We start from the raw sequence: 13,642 nt of genomic DNA, 5'->3' as shown, positions 1-13,642 counted from the left end.
TAAAAGTCGATCTAACCGCTGCAAGAAGTCGTTTATTTTGCTTTTGACTTGTTATACTCGGCGATAAATTTATCGATCGCGTTGTCGATATTGCCCTTGAAGGTGTATTCCTGCGCCGCATTCCCGAGAGCGATCCAGGCGGAGCTGGGAATCGGGCCCGTGTTGGCGAATGGAACCATCCGGTTCGTTTCGAGCCATCGCGGCACATCTTTATACGAATCGTCTAGTTTGCCTACGCCCGGCTGCGCCGAGAATGAACCTTTCGCATCCACAATGCCTGCGTACGTTTCTTTGCTGAAAAGCCAGTTTAAAAACGTTTTGGCTTCTTCGATGTGTTTTCCTTTGGCATTGATGGCAATACCGTCCTCCGGAACAAAAACATATGCATTTTTGTCGTCCTGCTCGTACGGCATATTCATGAATCCGAGTTCGAGCTTCGGGTTCAGCTTGCGAAGCGTGCCCGCCTCCCAAGTCCCTCCGAGCGTCGCGGCGCTGTCTCCGTTCACGAACGACTGCTGGGCGATCGCGTATTCATTCGTAAAGCTCCCTACGCGTACTAAGTCGTTCATCTCTTTGAAGCGTTTGAACCCTTCCTTCAACATTTCACGATATTCCGGCTTGCTCCAGTCTACGGAGTTGGATAAATAGGCTTTTTTGAACGCTTCGTCTTTCAGAGCATGCGTTCCGAATGTCCAGTGAAAGACGTTGCCGATACCGGTTTCCCATTTCGAGGAATAGACGAGCAGTTCTTTTCCCTTTGCCTTCAGCTTTTTGCCTGCATCGATAAATTGTTCCCATGTTTTCGGCGGTTCGTTATAGCCGGCCTCGGCAAACATCGCTTTATCGTAGGGTAAACCGAGCATGGCGATGCCCAGCGTGAACAGGGCCTGTTTGCCGTTGATCGAAGTCGCCTTCCTGATCGAATCCGAATAATTTTTGCTCGCCTCAAGCGTACTCAAGTCATAGATCAATCCTTGTTGATCGGCCAATCCGGTCGTTACATGTCCGATGTTAAGCTGGTACAAATCGGGCACTTCTCCCGCGGAAATCCGCGTCCGCAAAGCTTCAAAAATGCTGCTTGGCGGCAATGTTTCGACCTTCAGCTTAATATTCGGATATTTGCTTTCAAACTCTTTGAACCATTTGTCGGGATTGTCGCCGAATAACGATTCGGCATACAGGAGAGACAGTTCGATTTTACCGTTGCTTTTTTCCGCATCCTGATTCGAGCATGCTGCCGCAAGACCGGAAAGCAAAATCAAGTTTAGACAACAAATCGCGGTTTTAGATGTTTTCATTTCGCGTATAGCCTCCGATGTGTTTGAATGTTCTGTTGCGGTTCGAGGGAAGCGCTTCCTATAAGCGCTTTCAATTGAGCAATTGAATACTCACACGGGATACTTTTCCTTTAGTCTAGCAGCCGGTGAAGAGCAAGGCCGGCAAACATGGCCGAGCCGATCGGAAGACACGCTTCGTTCAGGTTGAATTTCGAGCTCCCGAAAGCTGAGCTCCGGGTATCGATGCAGATCTCTACGAATCTCGATAAGCTCTTCCGTGATATTTTTTGCTTCCTCATGGACACATGCCCATAGACCGGACATAAAAACCCCCTATTTGTGTTTTGTATATTAAACACTAGTTTTGTATAAGTAAATATTAGTACACGAGACCGGTTGTTGTCAATATACTCACTGTTCAATTGCTTCCCTATAGGGAGAACGACAGTCGGATTGCATTCATTTAACTCATTTATTTACAGATAGTGGTGTCTAAGGATACTAGAGGTCCGCCGCTTTCATCGACAACCTCTGCTTTTTTGAGTTTGAAGAGATTTCTTCTTTTCGTCGCCTCAAAAGGACAACGGGCCGTGCTGAACAGAATACATCTCCTGACGCTTGCCGAAAACGGGAATGGGATAAAGTACTTTTCATTCAAATTTGACAAGAACTTTATCCCATAACACAAAAAAACCGCGATTTACGCGGTTCGTAATGAGATAATGTTCTTGTCACCCGACACATGCTCCTGTTGTTTTTCTGTCGGTTGACAAGAACTTGACGTTATAAATGACAAGAACTCTATCCCATTCCTGATCACTCGCCATTGATCCAGCTCATTAACGCAATGAGGCTGCCGATTCCTATCGGCAGCCTCGTTCTGGTTGAATATTGAGCTATCGTGCCCGTCGTATTAGTTCAATGATTCAACTGTTATTCCTTGTTGCGCTCCAGTTGAATACGAATTCCTTCGCGGTCAATCTGTATCCAATATTCTACGATTTTCTCATTTTCTACACGATAGACTGCACTTGCGATCTCTACGACGGGTTTGTTAGTCGGTGTATATCCGTCTACTTCTCCAATATGGATTCCAGATTGTTTCCAACGTACATAAACTCGATCATCTTGCACTAAAAATTCTTTTATAGTTAAACTGAATGTTCCGTAAATTTCTATCATTTCGCGAACATGATCCGCGTAATTGGCTGGTGACCTTTCGACGGTCACCTCATTTTCCGAAGTAATCTGATGCGCCAAAACTCGTTCCGCCATTAACTGGTGTGCCTCATCCGGTTCTTGGCCAGAACGAACCTTCTCAAAAAATTTTCGCACTACTTCTTCTGCTGACATAATGAATTCTCCTTGTTAAAAAAATAATATCTTATTTGTAACACAGTCAGTTAGTCAGGCGTTACCCGCACATAACTGCCCGTTAATGCTCTTGTAGAAGTCATATTAATCAATAATCGCCGCGCCCCTCGAAAGAAGGAGCGCGGCGTTTAAAGTTTGCAAACCAGTTACCAACTTTATTGTATAGTTACCAACGTTTATCTATTTCAAAAGAATACCGGTCCGGCTGTACCCTTCCTTCGTCTTCCGGACTTCCAGCACGGCGGGGAACGCCTGCTTCAGCTCCTGCACGTGCGAGATGACGCCGATCATCCGGCCGGAACGCTGCAGGTCGACGAGCGCGCCGATCGCCTTGCCAAGCGCATCTTCGTCCAAAGAGCCGAACCCTTCGTCGATGAACATCATCTCGATGGAAACGCCGCCCTGATGCGCTTGAATGACATCGGTCATGCCCAGCGCGAGACAGAGCGAAGCATTGAACTTCTCGCCGCCGGACAGCGTCTTGACGTCGCGGTTCTGCCCCGTATACGCATCATATACGTCGAGTCCGAGACCGCTCTGCTTGCCGCGCGTCTCAAGTCCCTCTCTCCGCTGCAAAACGAACTGTCCGTTCGACAGATCGCGAAGCCGCTCGTTCGCCGCTTGCAGAATCTGATCCAAAAATTCGATCAAAATGTAGCGTTCGAACGATATTTTCAGCGGATTGTCGCCTTTCAGCATATGATACACGTCCAACATTTGCTCAAGAACGGCCTCCTGCTCCTTAACCCGTCCGTTCGCTGCAGCGATAGCCGCCTGCAGCCGTTCGGCTTCATCCGCATAGCGGACAGCCCGGCGCTGCTCCTCGGCCGCGTCCTCCAGCTGCTGCCGGAGCTGAGCCAATTCTCCGTTCAGCGCTTCCAGATCGGCCGCCGTCTTCCCGGCCAGCTCCAGCTCAAGCTCGGCTATTTGCCCGGCTAGGGCGGCAAATGCCGTCTTGAACGCTTCGATCTCCGATTTGGCCGCTTGGCGCACCGCATCGTCCAGCTTGGCTTCCCGGTAATCGGACACCGCCGCAAAGCCTGCCTTCGCCATCTCCTCGCCGAAGCGCCCATTCGCCTGGCATAACAGCTCCTCCGCCTCTTCCAGCTGCCGCCCGGTTTGCACGGCGTGCGCCTTCTCTTCGGCAAGACGCGTCTGCGTAAGCTGCAGCTGATCCTGCGCCGCCTTCCAGGCCGCGTTCAACCGCTCGGCAAGCGCGCGCTGCTCGTTCAAGCGCCGCGCCAGCCGCTCCGGCGAGCGCAACTCCTCCGCGATCCGCTCGATGTCTTTGGCAAGCAGCTCTTGCTTCGTATGGCGCTGCACCGTAACGTCCTGAAGCTTCCGCGTCAGCTGCTCCTTCTCCTGCAGAATCCGCTCCGCAAGCTGCTCCGCCTCTTCCGCTTCCTGCTTCAGCTTCTGCAGGACGCCGCGGTCTTTATCCAGCTGCTCCGTCCGCTCCTTCAGCCGTTTCCACTCCGCACGCAGCTGCGTCTGCCTTTCCGTCAGCCTTTCGGATGGAATACCCTGGTCGGCGAGATCAGCCGCTTTTCCTTCCCGTCCCGAGCGCGCCGCAGCCGCTTGGAGCTTCGCCTCGTTCAGCTCCCGCTCGAAATGCCGCAGCTCCTCCTTGGCCTGTTGCAGCTTTTCCCTGGACGGTAGCGACTCCGCAGCAGCCGCTTTATGCGGGTGATCCGTGCCGCCGCATACGGGGCATGGCTTGCCATCGTGCAGATGCGCCGCGAGCAGACCCGCCTGCCCTTCAATCCAGAGCGTTTCCAGCCTCTCATGCTCGGCCTGGGCCCGCAGCAGCGCCTTTTCCTTCTCCGCCTCCAGCTGCGACAAGCCGCCCAGCTGCGTCTCGAGCTCGAGCAGCTCCTTGATGAGCTTGCCTTGGCGCTCGACCTGGAGCAGCGCTTCTCTCTGCTCCGGCAGAGCGGCCGTATCGTTTTCCAGCGCCTTGATGCGCTCGCCGCGCGACAGCTTCGCCGCACGTTCCTCGGCCAGCTTCGCCTCGGCGGCCTTCAGCTGCGCCGCTCCTGCCGCTTCCTCGGCTTGCAGCCGCTCCACCTCCTGCCGCTGCGCGCCCATCGTACGCACGGCGGGCTCGAGCTCCGCCAGCCGCTGCAGCTCCCGCTCCGCCTCTCGCCGCTCCGTTTCGCGCGCGGCTTCCTCGCCGTGACGCCGCTGCGCCTGCGCGAACGCCAGCTCTGCCGCCTCCGCGTCGCGCCGCTTCGCATCGTGCTGCTGCCGCTTCAGCGCTTCGCTCTGCGCCGCCCGGCCCGCCTGCTCCTCGTACGGCGCAAGCTGAGCCGCCCGCTCCGCCAGCCCGAGCCGCAGCTCCCGCTCGGTTACCTCCGCTTGCCGGCGCTCCATCTCGCTGCGCTGCCCGCGCCGCTGGCCGAGCTCCGCAAAGCGCGCGTTCAGCGCGGCGGCGGCGCGCAGCTGCGCCTCTTTCTCGTCGCGCCGTGCGGTCAAATCCGCCTTCCGCGTATCCGCCTCGCCGGCAAGCTGCCGGTAATGGACGGCCTCCTGCGCCAGCCCTTCCGCGACCTGCAGCGCATTATAGGCGTCCTGCCGCAGCGTACGGTGCAGCGCGCTTTCCTCGCGCTCCGGCAAAGCCGATTGTGGCTGCTTCATGTACACATCCAGCTCAAATTGCGCGGCCTTGAGCGAATCTTTGAGCTCCCGGCTTTTTTGCTGGAACTTGTCCTCCAGCCTGCGATAGAGCCCCGTCCGGAAAATACGCCGCAAAATTTCCTCTTTATTGTCCGTATCCGACGTCAGCAGCTTCCGGAATTCCCCCTGCGGGAGCATGACGATCTGGCTGAATTGCTCTTTGGTCAGTCCGATGATCCCCTCGAGCTTCGTATTGACGTCCGACACGGTAAACCGATCCACGCACGGCACATCCTGCCCGTCCGTCGTCTCGTAGAGCTCCGCTTTTCCCCCGGTTTCGCTTTTGTTATCCCCTTTGCGGTGCGGCATTTGGCGAAACACGCGATACGTTCGCCGTCCCGCGGCGAATGTGAACTCCACCGAAGTATGCGTCCCTTCCTCCGCAAAATGGCTGCGCAGCATCCGCGGCTCGGAGCGGTCTTCTCCGCTTGCGAAGCCGTACAGAGCGAAGCAGATCGCATCGAAAATCGATGTTTTGCCCGCTCCCGTATTGCCCGAAATCACGAACAGCCGCCGGTCTTCGAGCAGGCTGAAATCGATCGTCTCCTCGTCCCGGTATGGACCGAAAGCGGTCATCGTCAGCTTAAGCGGCCTCATACGGCACTTCCTTCCTCACGCAGCACCTCGGCGTATGTATCTTCAAACAACCGTTTCTTCGCTTCGTCAAGCGGGGCGTTTTTCATCTCCTGATAAAATGCCGCGAACAACGCCGCCGGCTCCGTGCGGCTCCGGCCGGAGGAGCTCTTCTCCTCGCCGTCCTTACCGGACGAACCGCCGGATATTGCCGCTCTCCGATCGACGTGCAGTGCGTTCGGGTATACTGCCCTTATCTTTTCCATCGGGAAAAGCACCGGGTTCTCATTGAGCAGCGTGACAAATACATAATCGTCGCAGACGGCGTGCGTCTCCAGTTCCTCGATCGTTCCTTCCAAACGGCGCATGTCGCGAAGCGGCCGCAGGCCGCGTTTTTGTATGCTTGCCGCGCCTACCGCGTCGATTTCAACGATATAAAAGCCTTTATCGTGGCTTGCTTCGGAAACCGAGTATTTAAGGGGCGATCCGGAATAGCGAATGTTATCCTGCGCAACGTAGTGCGCCTGATGCAGATGCCCGAGCGCCGTATAGTGGAATTTCTTGAAATACTCGGCGCGGACGTACTCCGCACCGCCAATCGACAGCGGTCTCTCGGCATCGCTCGTATTCGCCTCAGGCTCGCCTGCCGGCGTTACGAACGCATGCCCGACGAAGACGTGCCGCGCATCAGGGTCCATCGAAGCCTCGATCCTCTCCACGATGGCACGCATCGCCTCGTCGTGCGAACGAATCGTTTCGTCGCCGAACGCATAACGCACCTGCGCCGGATCCGCATAAGGAACAAGGTGAAAATGCACCTCGCCCCCGGCGTCCCGCAAGATGACCGGCTTCAGCTCGGCGCGCAGCTGCCCCGCGAGATGCAGCCCTCGCCCTTCCATGATTTTTGTGGCGAAGTCCAGCCGGTCCGGGCTGTCGTGGTTGCCCGATATCGCCAATACCGGCGTATTCAGATCGATGACGATTCTCTCGAACAGCTCGTCCAACAGGTCGACCGCCTCGGTCGGCGGCACCGCCCGATCGTACAAATCCCCTGCGATGACGACGGCGTCCGGCCGTTCCTCGGCAACCGTCTCGACCAGCTGCTGCAGTACATGCCGCTGATCCTCGGTCATATAGACGCCCTGGACCAGCTTCCCCAAATGCCAATCGGCCGTATGGATAAACTTCATAGCGACTTTTTCCCCTCTCCGTTACCGCGATTCCTCTAAATGCTCTGTCCTATTAGTTCGATTTCTAACGCCGCAAGTCCTGCCAAAACGAACCGTTCCGGGGTACTATAATTCTTCCAATTTTGCGTTGCGCAGGTGCCGTCTGCCTTCCGCCTCCGCAATAACAAACCTGTTGTAACGGCATCCGGAAACAAAATAGGCGCCCCTTACATTCACATATCCCCGTCCGCGGTGAATATATTTGATAACAAGCACTTTTTTTTCGCTGTCCCGACCGTTCCTTTCCGATGACCATCCTTTCATTTTCATAACGCAGAAACGCTGCATTTGCTTTAGGCAAAACGAAGAGGTTTCGCTTTCGCAAACGTTCCTGCAAGTCTCCGACTTGCCGCTTACGAAGCTGCGTTTCCCCTAGAAACGCCAGCTTATGCTTGCGAAGCCGTTTTGCTTACGCAAACCGAAGTAGCAAGTCTTCGACTTGCCGCTTACGAAGCTGCGTTTCCCCTAGAAACGCTTCAGGAGGTGTCTCGCATGACAGATCCATTGTTTATCGTTTCCCGTGAAGATTGGTCGCTTCATCGCAAAGGCTATCAGGACCAAACGCGCCACCAGCAAAAAGTGCGCGAGGCCATCAAGCAAAACTTGCCCGATCTGGTTTCTGACGAAAGCATCGTCATGTCGGACGGCAAGCAAATCGTTAAGGTGCCAATCAAAAGCTTGGACGAATACCGGTTTCGCTACAACTATAACAAGGCGAAACACGTAGGCCAGGGGGACGGCGAAAGCCAAGTCGGGGATGTGCTCGGTGTCGATCCGCAGCCTGCACCCGGTGCGGGCAAAGGAGAGGGCGCGGGCGATCAGCCCGGTGACGACTACTACGAAACCGAAATCAGCATGGAAGATTTGCAAACGATGCTGTTCGAGGAACTGGAGCTGCCTCGCTTGCAGCAAAAGCAAAAGGAAAAGATGCAAACCTCCGACATCGTTTTCAACGATATCCGCAAGAAGGGGATCATGTCCAACATCGATAAAAAGCGCACGATCATCGAAAATTTGCGCCGAAACGCTTTTTCCGGCCAGCCGGGCATCCACCATATTACCCCCGAGGATTTGCGCTTCAAAACGTGGGAGGAAGTGCAGAAGCCCCATTCCAACGCCGTCATTCTCGCCATGATGGATACGTCGGGTTCGATGGGCAGCTTCGAGAAATATATCGCGCGCAGCTTCTTTTTCTGGATGACCCGCTTCCTGCGCACCAAATACGAGCATGTCGACATCGTCTTCATCGCGCATCATACCGAGGCGAAGGAAGTGACGGAGGACGAATTTTTCACAAGAGGCGAAAGCGGGGGCACCATTTGCTCATCCGCCTACCAGAAAGCGCTTGATATTATAGAAGCCCGCTATAACCCGCTTAATTATAACGTGTACCCGTTTCATTTTTCGGACGGCGACAATTTGACCTCCGACAACGAGCGCTGCGTCAAGCTGATCGACCGCCTGCTCGAAGCGAGCAATATGTTCGGCTACGGCGAAGTGAACCAATACAACCGCAGCAGCACGCTTATGTCGGCCTACCGCGGCATTCATAATCCGAAGTTCCAATACTGCATCATCCGCGAGAAGGGCGAGGTGTATAAAGCCCTCCGAACATTTTTCGTCAAAACGGAAGCGAATTGAGGTGGACGCATGTATCCGCACGAAATTAAGGAATTGGAGAAATCCATCGCCGAAATAACGGAAATCGCCACAGGCTTCGGCCTCGACTTTTACCCGATGCGCTATGAAATTTGCCCGTCGGATATCATCTATACTTTCGGCGCATACGGCATGCCAACCCGTTTCAGCCACTGGAGCTTCGGCAAAACGTTCAACAAAATGAAGACGCAGTACGACTTCGGCCTAAGTAAAATATACGAACTGGTCATTAACTCCGACCCCTGCTACGCCTTTTTGCTGGACGGCAACTCGCTGATCCAGAACAAGCTGATCGTCGCCCACGTGCTGGCGCACTGCGATTTTTTCAAAAACAATGCCCGTTTCTCCCGCACGAACCGCAACATGGTGGAAAGCATGTCCGCGACGGCCGAACGCATACGCCAATACGAAATCAAATATGGCGCCGAGCAGGTCGAATCGTTCCTGGACGCCGTACTCGCGATTCAGGAGCATGTGGATCCGAGCATGTTTAAGCCTTACCGCTATGCGGAGCGCAAAAGCCGGCCTGAGGACGTTCATGATACGAACCGGAACGGCTTGCCGTTAACCGGTTATGAGGACCTATGGGACCTTGACGCGTCCGAGGACAGCGGCGAGGAGGAAGTCAAACGTTTCCCGCCGAAGCCCGAAAAAGACCTGCTCTGGTTCATCGAGGAATATTCGCCTCACCTCGAGGAATGGCAGCGCGACATCCTGACGATGCTGCGGGATGAGATGCTGTACTTCTGGCCGCAGATGGAAACGAAAATCATGAACGAAGGCTGGGCTTCGTACTGGCACATCCGCATCATGCGCGAGCTCGATTTGACGCCAGAGGAAACGATCGAGTTCTCCAAGCTCAACTCCGGCGTCGTGCAGCCGTCCCGCCACAGCTTGAATCCGTATTACCTCGGCCTCAAAATATTCGAAGACATCGAGAAGCGCTGGAACGAGCCGACGAAGGAAGAGCAGGGCCGGTTCGGCCGGGTAAGCGGAGACGGACGCAAAAAGATGTTCGAGGTGCGCGAATTCGACTCGGATACCTCGTTCGTCCGCAGCTATTTGACGAAGCAGCTGGTCGAGGATCTCGACTTGTACGTGTTCGAGAAAAAGGGCGCGGAGTGGAAAATTACCGACAAGACCTGGGAATCGATCCGCGATCAGCTCGTGTACTCGCGCATCAACGGCGGCTTTCCTTACATCGTCGTCGAGGACGGCGATTACGACAACAACGGGGAGCTCTACTTGAAGCATCATTACGAGGGGATTGAGCTTGATTTGAAATACGTTGAAAAAACGCTTCCGTTCGTGCAAAAGCTGTGGCGCAAAACCGTCTACCTGCAATCCGTAGTCGAAGATAAGCCCGTGCTGTTCAGCTACGACGGGAAAAAGCATAACCGGAAGTTTTTGTAGATCAAAAAGGAGGCTATCCGGAGCATTTCTGCTCTTGGATAGCCTTTATTATTGAACATTTAGGCGTTGCAGCCTTTGCAGATTTCCGCATTATGAACGTATCCGCTAATCGTTCTTGCTCAATGCTTTCACTTCTTCCTCAGTCATCCCGGTCGCTTCCGCGATTTTGTTAAGCTCGACGCCGAGTTCAAGCAATTTTAGCGCAACAGTTGTTTTAGCCTCTGCTATTCCTTCTTTGATTCCTTCTTTGATTCCCTCTTTGATTCCCTCTTTGATTCCTTCTTTACGCCCTTCCGCCAGACCTTCCTCGCGGCCGGTCTCTTTTGCAGAGGAAATAATGCTGTTTCGCTCGTACTTGGAAAATTCCCGGGCTTCATACAAACGAAGGGTATCCTCGTCGGCGCTCAGCCATTCCAGCCGTTCTTCCGCTTTTTTGATTACCGGATCCATATCGATCAACTCCTCTAATTGGTCGTCCGACAGCTTTTCTTCCAAAAACATCAGCCATCGATGAAGCGGATTTTGTAAATCCTTCGTCATTTTGCGAAATTTCGGATATTCGATAAAGTGAATCTCAATTATATCCGTCAGCATCACCGCTTTGTCATAATCCTCGTACAGATGAAACGAGCTATGATAACGGTCAGTCTGCAAAAAGGAAAAGTTAACGATATTTATGGTGATAGTCTTTTTCAAGTTGTCGTATTGTTCTCCGGCTTTGATCGATTCGACGAACATTTTCCCCAGGTAAAATAATGACCGCTTCTCCATATGCTTCTGTTCGGCAACTTGGACTTCGACGTTGATTTGTTCCTTCTCGGCCGTCTCGGCGCGGATATCGAGCCTACCTGTTTTATCGTCTATGAGCTCCTTGCTCAGCTCTTTATTATCAATAATGTTGAGATCGACGATCGGTTTACCGCCAGACTCCTTAAAAATCGCATTGAGCAAATGAATAAGAAATTCCTTCGTTTCCGTTTCCCCGAACAGCCGCTTGAATATAAAATCGTTCTGGGGTTTCAGCCGCTTTCGATTCATCAGAGATTCTCCCTTTCATTATATCATTTTTCAGAACCCTCATACATACATGCCGCCGCTGAAAGTCATTTTTCCATAGGGATATTGTACCAAACATATGTTCCTTTATCATTACACTTTCGCGTAAACTTGGCGGCAAAATCGAAACCTTCTCTCTAGCAGAAAAAAAGCGCCCCCCATTAAGCGGAATGTCCTGCTTAATGGGGGGCGCTTTTCAAATTCGCATTTGCCGCGTGTACACATACGCTCGAACTTCGCCTTCGAACCAACCGCCCAAGCCGTCTTTGTCCCGGCTTATCCCTTAAACCTCCGGTTTGGCTTCCGCTTTGGCCGCGAGCAGCAGCTTCGCTCCGGCTTTCGCCGCTTCCGGCTTCGCCTCCGGTTTTGCAGCTGCCGGAACAGCCGCTGCGAGCACCAAGCATGTGCCCAAAATCATGGATACGACAAAACGTTTTTTCATAACGAATTCCTCCTTGAAATTTACAATTGATTTGTGTTTCCTTACCACAATTCAAAGTATACGTTCAATTGGAAAAAAGCGGGAGGTTGAACTTTTTTCACCCCGCCCGGTCCTAGCCTCTCCATAAAACGTGCAACGCCCCGGTACGCGGCAAGCGTGGTCCGGGGCGTTGCTTGGAATCGTATCTTACCACGGCGGGCTGTCGTCCGAACCGCCTCCGCCTCCGTCGTCGCCGTCCGCATAGCGATTGACGGCGGCTTTGTCGTCTCTCTCGCGTATATGCTTGACGACGTCCTCCAGATCGTCGGGATGCAGCAGCTCGATCGGCGATACGCCTCTGTCGAATTGCAGCGAGTCACCGACGACGATCGCCGCGTAACGGCCGTTCAGCCGCGCAATGAACACATTTTCGCCGAATTGCGCCATCTGCCCTTTTATGGCGACGCCGTCCAGCTTGAACGCCATCTCGATATCCGGCTTATGCTCGATGATGCGCTGGGTCGCTTCGACGACCGTATCGTGCGTCCATTTCTCCTGCAGCTCCCGCTTCTCGCTGGCCGCCCAAAATTCGAGCCCCTGCTCCTCTTGCTGGCGCTCCTCGCTATGCGTACCCTGCCATTTGTCCTCCATATATTCCTGCACCATCGTCATGACGTGCTCGTTTACAATGACGGGGATCGGCTTTTCGTAATCGATAAATTTGAGAAAATCCTCGAAATATTTGGCATGGGACGCCTGATGAATTTTCAGCTCCCACTCCTCCAGCGTGCCTTCCTCCGGCATATGCGGGTATTGGATCGATTTAATATTGCGGGCGTTGATCGCCATTTGTACATTGGAAATCAAACTGCGCTCGTCCGAGATCGAAGCGATCTTCGGCTCAAAGTCACATTTCATCACGAAGACGAACGGCTCGTCGAAATACTTGTTCAGCTTGGCGGACGCCACGACGAACGCCCCGCCGCGAACCGAGCTCGTTTCCATGTATGCGCGGACCAGATCGTCGCTGCACGTATGGAACTGCTCTTTCGAATCGGCCACCCGAAGCCGCTGGAGCAGATTATAGTTCGGATTGCTCGTCAGTTCGTGCCCAGGCTCGACGATGAAACGACCGATCTTCGTCGGCGCGTTCTCAGTATTCGGGTTTTTCTCCACCTTACGTTTGCAAATGCGCGCGAATTCGCCGTCTAGAAACTGCTTGATTTCGCTCTCGTAATAAGACTCGCGATCCAGCGTCTGATAATGCTTATAGTTCTTGGTTTGGGCGTCTTGGCCCTCCGTTTGAATGACGATAAAGGAAAGAAACTGCACCGAAAAATCCATATTGACGCTCCCTATCCCAATTTCCGCCACACGCGATGCAGTCTGTTCTGCGGTTCGCGGCGCCGCCTTCCAGTATATCAGATTTGCCGCTGAGGCGAAGCCGTCTAACGATAAAAATAATAAGGAACCGCGGCGCCGAAGGGAATAAAAAAAGCCGCCTTCCGTCCGTTAGGCGGACGAATGGCGGCGCAGCAAGCGCTAGGCATGCTCGACATGCTCGGCTTCCGGCAACAGATGGTAGACGGCTTGCTCAAGCCGCTCCTTGATCAGCGGTTTGACGATGAAGTCCTTGGCTCCGGAAGCAATGGCGTGCATGACCATTTCCTTTCTGCCAAGCGCCGAGCACATGATAATATTGGCGCTCCCGTTAAGGGCAACCATTTTTTTCGCAGCGGTGAAGCCGTCCATTTCCGGCATGGAAATATCCAGCGTCACAAGATCGGGGCGCAGCAGGCTGTAATGCTTTACCGCTTCCTCGCCGTTCTTTGCCTCCGCCACGACTTGGAAGCCCATCGTTTCGAAAAAACCGCGCAATATTTGCCTCATAAAGGCAGCATCGTCCACAATCATGACCGTATACATATCGATCCCTCTTTTAACGGCAGCTTCGTTTGCTTGAA

At 53.6% G+C, this 13,642-nt stretch carries 10 protein-coding genes; 2 read left to right on the top strand and 8 right to left on the bottom strand.

The features are described from left to right. Positions 1-32: 32 nt before the first annotated feature. The 4 genes from ACKGJP_RS07985 to ACKGJP_RS07970 all read right to left on the bottom strand — a co-directional run bounded on the left by ACKGJP_RS07985 (position 33) and on the right by ACKGJP_RS07970 (position 7,090). Positions 33-1,298 carry an ABC transporter substrate-binding protein gene (locus ACKGJP_RS07985; RefSeq protein WP_409345131.1) on the bottom strand — a complete coding sequence of 422 codons (1,266 nt, stop codon included), beginning with the start codon at positions 1,296-1,298 and terminating at the stop codon, positions 33-35. Between the two features lie 912 nt (positions 1,299-2,210). Then, positions 2,211-2,630 carry an ester cyclase gene (locus tag ACKGJP_RS07980; RefSeq protein WP_409345130.1) on the bottom strand — a complete coding sequence of 140 codons (420 nt, stop codon included), beginning with the start codon at positions 2,628-2,630 and terminating at the stop codon, positions 2,211-2,213. Between the two features lie 201 nt (positions 2,631-2,831). Continuing rightward, entirely contained in the window at positions 2,832-5,924 is a 3,093-nt protein-coding gene (locus tag ACKGJP_RS07975) for an AAA family ATPase (protein ID WP_409345129.1), read from the bottom strand. Further along, complete coding sequence (locus ACKGJP_RS07970; protein WP_409345128.1) at positions 5,921-7,090, bottom strand: exonuclease SbcCD subunit D; 1,170 nt, start codon at positions 7,088-7,090, stop codon at positions 5,921-5,923. The genes ACKGJP_RS07975 and ACKGJP_RS07970 overlap by 4 nt, the downstream gene beginning before the upstream one ends. Positions 7,091-7,621: 531 nt before the next feature. On the opposite strand from ACKGJP_RS07970, the gene yhbH reads away from it, so the two are divergent. Next, positions 7,622-8,770: a sporulation protein YhbH gene (gene yhbH / locus ACKGJP_RS07965; protein WP_409345127.1), complete on the top strand. Its 1,149-nt coding sequence runs from the start codon at positions 7,622-7,624 to the stop codon at positions 8,768-8,770. Between the two features lie 9 nt (positions 8,771-8,779). After that, positions 8,780-10,201: a SpoVR family protein gene (locus tag ACKGJP_RS07960; RefSeq protein ID WP_409345126.1), complete on the top strand. Its 1,422-nt coding sequence runs from the start codon at positions 8,780-8,782 to the stop codon at positions 10,199-10,201. A gap of 105 nt (positions 10,202-10,306) precedes the next feature. Here the strand turns inward: ACKGJP_RS07960 and ACKGJP_RS07955 are convergent, their stop codons facing one another. The 4 genes from ACKGJP_RS07955 to ACKGJP_RS07940 form a co-directional block, all read right to left on the bottom strand. Next, on the bottom strand, positions 10,307-11,239 hold the full coding sequence (locus tag ACKGJP_RS07955; RefSeq protein ID WP_409345125.1) for an Rpn family recombination-promoting nuclease/putative transposase: 933 nt from the start codon (positions 11,237-11,239) through the stop codon (positions 10,307-10,309). 301 nt (positions 11,240-11,540) lie between these two features. Next, positions 11,541-11,699: a hypothetical protein gene (locus ACKGJP_RS07950; RefSeq protein ID WP_409345124.1), complete on the bottom strand. Its 159-nt coding sequence runs from the start codon at positions 11,697-11,699 to the stop codon at positions 11,541-11,543. 186 nt (positions 11,700-11,885) lie between these two features. Continuing rightward, a complete protein-coding gene (locus ACKGJP_RS07945) occupies positions 11,886-13,022 on the bottom strand; it encodes a DUF3900 domain-containing protein (protein WP_409345123.1) in 1,137 nt (378 codons plus the stop codon). A gap of 198 nt (positions 13,023-13,220) precedes the next feature. Next, complete coding sequence (locus tag ACKGJP_RS07940) at positions 13,221-13,604, bottom strand: response regulator (RefSeq protein ID WP_409345122.1); 384 nt, start codon at positions 13,602-13,604, stop codon at positions 13,221-13,223. Positions 13,605-13,642: the final 38 nt, after the last annotated feature.

Origin of the sequence: Paenibacillus litoralis, assembly GCF_046244365.1 — a bacterium.
Classification (GTDB): Bacteria; Bacillota; Bacilli; order Paenibacillales; family NBRC-103111; genus Paenibacillus_V.
This window is presented reverse-complemented; position numbering and strand designations above follow the sequence as displayed.

Excerpts from the sequence above, each read along its gene's own strand:
- ACKGJP_RS07960 (WP_409345126.1), top strand. The coding sequence starts at position 8,780 with ATGTATCCGCACGAAATTAAGGAATTGGAGAAATCCATCGCCGAAATA.
- ACKGJP_RS07985 (WP_409345131.1), bottom strand. The coding sequence starts at position 1,298 with ATGAAAACATCTAAAACCGCGATTTGTTGTCTAAACTTGATTTTGCTT.
- ACKGJP_RS07970 (WP_409345128.1), bottom strand. The coding sequence starts at position 7,090 with ATGAAGTTTATCCATACGGCCGATTGGCATTTGGGGAAGCTGGTCCAG.
- ACKGJP_RS07950 (WP_409345124.1), bottom strand. The coding sequence starts at position 11,699 with ATGAAAAAACGTTTTGTCGTATCCATGATTTTGGGCACATGCTTGGTG.
- ACKGJP_RS07955 (WP_409345125.1), bottom strand. The coding sequence starts at position 11,239 with ATGAATCGAAAGCGGCTGAAACCCCAGAACGATTTTATATTCAAGCGG.
- ACKGJP_RS07975 (WP_409345129.1), bottom strand. The coding sequence starts at position 5,924 with ATGAGGCCGCTTAAGCTGACGATGACCGCTTTCGGTCCATACCGGGAC.
- ACKGJP_RS07980 (WP_409345130.1), bottom strand. The coding sequence starts at position 2,630 with ATGTCAGCAGAAGAAGTAGTGCGAAAATTTTTTGAGAAGGTTCGTTCT.
- ACKGJP_RS07940 (WP_409345122.1), bottom strand. The coding sequence starts at position 13,604 with ATGTATACGGTCATGATTGTGGACGATGCTGCCTTTATGAGGCAAATA.
- ACKGJP_RS07945 (WP_409345123.1), bottom strand. The coding sequence starts at position 13,022 with ATGGATTTTTCGGTGCAGTTTCTTTCCTTTATCGTCATTCAAACGGAG.
- yhbH (WP_409345127.1), top strand. The coding sequence starts at position 7,622 with ATGACAGATCCATTGTTTATCGTTTCCCGTGAAGATTGGTCGCTTCAT.